General features: G+C 40.3%; 7 protein-coding genes. All 7 read right to left on the reverse strand.

What is annotated here, in order from left to right:
- A partial coding sequence (locus tag VF500_RS28135; protein ID WP_330862839.1) for an SCO family protein occupies positions 1–524 on the reverse strand: 524 nt, incomplete at its 3' end.
- On the reverse strand, positions 524–871 hold the full coding sequence (locus tag VF500_RS28140; protein ID WP_330862840.1) for a cytochrome C oxidase subunit IV family protein: 348 nt from the start codon (positions 869–871) through the stop codon (positions 524–526). The genes VF500_RS28140 and VF500_RS28135, both read right to left, overlap by 1 nt.
- 13 nt (positions 872–884) lie before the next feature.
- A complete protein-coding gene (locus tag VF500_RS28145) occupies positions 885–1,604 on the reverse strand; it encodes a cytochrome c oxidase subunit 3 (protein WP_330862841.1) in 720 nt (239 codons plus the stop codon).
- A gap of 21 nt (positions 1,605–1,625) precedes the next feature.
- Complete coding sequence (locus tag VF500_RS28150) at positions 1,626–2,210, reverse strand: cytochrome c oxidase subunit 3 (RefSeq protein ID WP_330862842.1); 585 nt, start codon at positions 2,208–2,210, stop codon at positions 1,626–1,628.
- 1 nt (position 2,211) lies between these two features.
- The gene (gene cyoE / locus VF500_RS28155; protein ID WP_121231835.1) at positions 2,212–3,075 is read right to left on the reverse strand and encodes a heme o synthase; all 864 of its coding nucleotides are present in this window, start codon (positions 3,073–3,075) and stop codon (positions 2,212–2,214) included.
- Positions 3,072–4,130, reverse strand: coding sequence for a COX15/CtaA family protein (locus VF500_RS28160; RefSeq protein WP_330862843.1), 1,059 nt, complete (start codon positions 4,128–4,130; stop codon positions 3,072–3,074). The genes cyoE and VF500_RS28160 overlap by 4 nt, the downstream gene beginning before the upstream one ends.
- A gap of 144 nt (positions 4,131–4,274) precedes the next feature.
- Positions 4,275–4,815: cbb3-type cytochrome c oxidase subunit I (locus tag VF500_RS28165; protein ID WP_330862844.1), on the reverse strand; the 541-nt coding region annotated here is incomplete at its 5' end.

Below are 4,815 nucleotides of genomic sequence, written 5' to 3' on the forward strand. Positions count from 1 at the left end.
GCGTTAACATAAAGGCCATTGCGGGCAAAGCTGTAAACGGATGAGGTATCGCCGCTGCACATCAGCCAGCGATTCGATTCGGGCTTGAAGGTTTGCAGGTATTTATTGAGAACCTCCGGGGTATCGTGTTCGGGATCTACAGTGATGGTTAAAAAGTAAACCATCTTGTTTTTATAATAAGTACCCACCAGCCAACTCATATTCTTGTTGATGGTTTGGCAAACGGTAGGGCAGTTTTTATAAAAGAAGTTAATTACAAAGATCTTTCCCTTCAGTGTAGCTAATGTAACCGCCTTGCCTTCCTGATCGGTCAGTTTAAAATCGGGAATGGTATGGTAAATGGTATCAGGGATATACTTACCATGAAACTTATGGCCTGTTTTAGCAACCACCTTTGGCCCGAAAACAGCCAGGGGTTTGTACCTGTTTTTACCTTTAGCGGTAAGTAAATAATATAAAAATCCTGGTACTGCTAATATGAGCACCAGGATCAGGATCTTTTTTAATATAGAAGCCTTATTCATTATAGCGGAAACCGCAGGTCAACCCAATGGTGGCTTTCGTTTGTAAGTACCAGGATCAAACCTACTATAAATATTACCGGAATTGCTAACGATAACACTAAACCAAGTTTTTCAAATTTTAAGTGCATAAAATATGCAACGATATAAAAAGCTTTAAACAAGGTTAAAACAATATATACAGGGTTAGCATACTGTATAGGAAGGATGTTTTTTGGCACGCATACAAGCGCTATAATAAACTCTATAATGGTAATACCCAATAATATAAAGAACACTTTCCAGATCCTGCCTTTGGTCATGGTTTCGTGCTCACCGTCATGGTGAACTTCGTGTGATTCTGCTGACATATGATAAATATTTTTAAACTAAGTAAAAGAATGTAAATACGAATACCCAAACAAGGTCTACAAAGTGCCAGTATAAACCAACCTTTTCAACCATTAGGTAGCTACCGCGTTTCTCATACGTGCCCTTTAACACGTTAACGGTGATGATGATATTGATGATTACACCTGTAAATACGTGGAAACCGTGGAAACCCGTTATAGTAAAGAATAAGTTGGCAAACTCCTGAGAGGTCATGTGCTGTACAGCTTCAGAACCACCTCTAAATAAATGCTTCAGCTCTTCTGCCGGAGGAACGCTACCCCACCAAAAACCTTCGTGGTGTAAGTGTCCCCATTCCAAAGCCTGGCAGCCAAGGAACATGAAACCACCTATAATGGTTGCTATCATCCACCCAATAACTTCCTTTTTTGAGTTACGGTGGCCAGCCTCAACAGCCAATACCATGGTAACAGAACTTGCAATGAGGATAAAGGTCATTATACCCACGAAAACCAATGGATAACCGCTATCAACAACACCGGGTACTGATTGAAAAACTTTATCTGCACCTGGCCATACGCTTGCGCTGAAACGTAATGAACCGTAAGCTATCAATAATGATGAAAAGGTGAACGCATCCGAAAGGAGGAAAAACCACATCATTATTTTTCCGTACTCCACGTTGAACGGGGATCTTCCTCCCGACCAGGGCGAAGTTTTTACTTCGTCAATTTGTGAAACTGTTGTACTCATCTGTACTAATCTATGGGTGTATTAATTATGATTCAAAAGTAAAAAAACATACAGATAAATCCATATAATATCGAGAAAATGCCAGAAAATGGAGGTTAATTCCATTTTAAACATATTCCGTATCTGGGGGATATTACGGTATGTACCTATAAGTGTATTTATTAGCAATAACAACGCGGCCAAAATGTGCACTAAATGCGCACCGACAAAAACGTAAACAAACGAACGCGAAGCGTTTGGATCAACAAAATAGATCTGCATTTTGTAGGTTAACACATAGCAGGCATAAATTTGTAAGGCAAAAAACGCCAATCCCAGACCTAATGTGATCCATAAATACAGCTTCTGTTTGTCAAACTGCAATTCCTTAGCAGCCTTTGACGCTAAAAACAATGTGCCGATGCTTAATACTATAACAATAGTGATATACAAAAACGACTGGGGCATGATCACGTTTAAACCGTGACCGCTACCGCCCGAATAAACGATAAAGCCGCTGGTAAAAGCCGCGAAAAGCATAAACGATGTGAATATAAAGATCCACATGTTAAACTTTTTGGCACCAAGGTTAAGCCTGTCGTTATCTTGTTCCATCCTTGCCATCATCTCACTTAACTATAAAATCTACTAAAAACATTATCTGAACTAACGGCAGGTAAAAAAACGAGCCGAACATTAATTTACGCGCCTCGGGTATTTGACGGGTACGCAGCAACATAAATGACTGGTATAAGAATATTAAGCTGCATATCAATGATACTCCGCCTACCCAGTAACCACCATAACCGTAAAAGGTTGGCAATAAACTTACGGGGACTAAAACAATGGCAAATATAAACGTAATTACCGCACTTGTTAAATCTCTTTTGCCCGACGGCAGTAACCTAAAACCTGCCAGCTTATAATCATCATCCAAAACCCAGGCAATAGCCCAGAAATGAACAAACTGCCAGATAAACTGAATAGAAAATAGGATTATCGCTATCTCATCTATCCTTCCATGAACCTGTGCAGCCACATAACCGATCAGCGGTGGCAAAGCGCCAGGAATCGCTCCAACAAAAACCGCTATCGGCGATTTACGTTTTAGCGGCGTATAAGCAAATGCATACAATAATATAGAGAACACCGATAACAAGCCGGTTAACAGGTTTAAACTGCCCAACAGGTAAGTACCTGCCATACCCATGCCTAAACCTAATACCAATGCCTGCCCGGTAGTCATTTTACCTGAAGGGATTGGCCTATCCATAGTGCGCTTCATCAGCTTATCCAGATCCTTTTCAATGATCTCATTGAAAGCATTGGCTGCAGAAGTAACCAGGAAGCCCCCTATGATCAATTTAACCCAATCAATCCAAACGATATGCCCGTTAGCGCGGCTCCCGATTAAAAATGATATGGATGCCGAAAACACTACCAAAGAGGTAAGTCTCGTTTTAATCAGTTTTGAAAAATCAGCCCATTTCATTTGCTTACCTCCCTACCCTTAACACCTTGAAATAAATTCAAAAGCAAATAAAATTGTGCTCCAAATATTAAACTCGCCAATACTATATGCGCGGCCTGGGCCACCGGTGGTAACGCGAGATATGATAATAAGATCCCGGTAACTATCTGTAACGTGATCATTAAAAATGTAAAACTCATCAGCTGTTGCTGGATGGAATGCCTGTTAAATCCTTTACGGATCAAAACAAATAAGGCAACATTCAATATCAGCACCAAAATGGCTATATCCCTATGATGCTGAAAGATCTCGCCGGCATTAGTGATCCAATCTTTACGGTAACCGCCTTGGAAATGATTAGCAACCGCATCGATCTTCTCCCGTACCTCGGTACCGAAGGCGATCTGCAGGATACTTACAAACAGTGCAGCAAGCGTTATAATGTAAACCAAAGACGACGAGCCCGAAGTACTCTTTCCTGAAATTCTCGCTACCTGATACGTGTAAATGCAAATAGCCAAAATAGCCAATGCTAAAAGCATGTGTACAGTAACTATCCAGGCAACTAAATTAGTTGATACCACAATTGAACCTAACCAAGCCTGAAACCCCACAAGCACCAGGTTAAAAATACTCAGGATAGCTATTCTTTTATCTGTTTTCCAATAGCTGAAAGAGAACACTACAGAAAGCAAGAGGAAAAGACCCGATAAAGCACCTATAAGGCGGTTGATATATTCTGTCCATGTTTTGCCTGCGTTAAACTCTTCAGGTACAAGGATGGAACGGTCTTCGCGAATACGTTTTGCCAGATCACTGTAACCAAATACATCAAGTGTTTTCGCAAAACGCTGGTTCTTTTCTATGCGTTTAGCTACGTACTTTTGTTTATAGTCTTTAGGGAGATCGTTTATATCAGTAGGTGGGATATATCTTCCAAAACATTTTGGCCAGTCGGGGCACCCCATACCTGAACCTGAGCTACGTACAACACCACCGGCAAGAATCAAAACAAACAGCAGAACAATGGTTGTAATATTGATCTTTTGAAACCTATTTTTTGCGGCTGTGCTCATCTAAATATGTCTAAAAATTTAGGGTACCCATTCTGAATTTGAAGATTTGAAAATTTATTGATTTGAAAATGTGATTTTCAAATTGTTCAGATTTTCAAATCTTCAAATTAGGTAGGTACCCTAAAAGATCAGATAAGTATTAATTTATTTTACTTGTTCGTTTGCTTTCAGCGTACTTGTAAACTTGTTAAGTTCTGCTAAACCTGCAGGATTATCTTCGAAATCATGCGGTTGGTTTGAACTCATTGTTTGCGAGTAAGGAACAGTTTGAGGGATATAATCCTCTTCGGCTCCCGGTTTGCTGTAATCATATGGCCAACGGTAAACAGTTGGAATTTCACCCGGCCAGTTGCCATGCAGGTGCTCAACAGGAGTAGTCCACTCCAATGTATTTGACTCCCATGGATTTTGAGTTGCCTTTTGTCCTTTGAATATCGATACAAAGAAATTATAAAGGAAACCAAACTGTGTAAGTGCAGCGATAATAGCAGCCCAGGTAACAAATGTATTTATAGTTAACCATTTTTGCATTGAAGCAAATTCAGTGAAGGCATAATACCTACGCGGTACGCCGTCAAGACCCATAAAGTGCATTGGGAAGAATACCAGGTAAGCGCAGATAAATGTTAACCAGAAGTGCAGGTAACCTAATTTCTCGTCCATCATACGGCCGAACATTTTAGGG

Source organism: Mucilaginibacter sp. (assembly GCF_036383575.1).
Taxonomy (GTDB): domain Bacteria; phylum Bacteroidota; class Bacteroidia; order Sphingobacteriales; family Sphingobacteriaceae; genus Mucilaginibacter.

Coding starts and splice junctions, on each gene's coding strand:
- VF500_RS28140 (WP_330862840.1), bottom strand. CDS start 871: ATGTCAGCAGAATCACACGAAGTTCACCATGACGGTGAGCACGAAACC.
- VF500_RS28145 (WP_330862841.1), bottom strand. CDS start 1,604: ATGAGTACAACAGTTTCACAAATTGACGAAGTAAAAACTTCGCCCTGG.
- VF500_RS28150 (WP_330862842.1), bottom strand. CDS start 2,210: ATGATGGCAAGGATGGAACAAGATAACGACAGGCTTAACCTTGGTGCC.
- cyoE (WP_121231835.1), bottom strand. CDS start 3,075: ATGAAATGGGCTGATTTTTCAAAACTGATTAAAACGAGACTTACCTCT.
- VF500_RS28160 (WP_330862843.1), bottom strand. CDS start 4,130: ATGAGCACAGCCGCAAAAAATAGGTTTCAAAAGATCAATATTACAACC.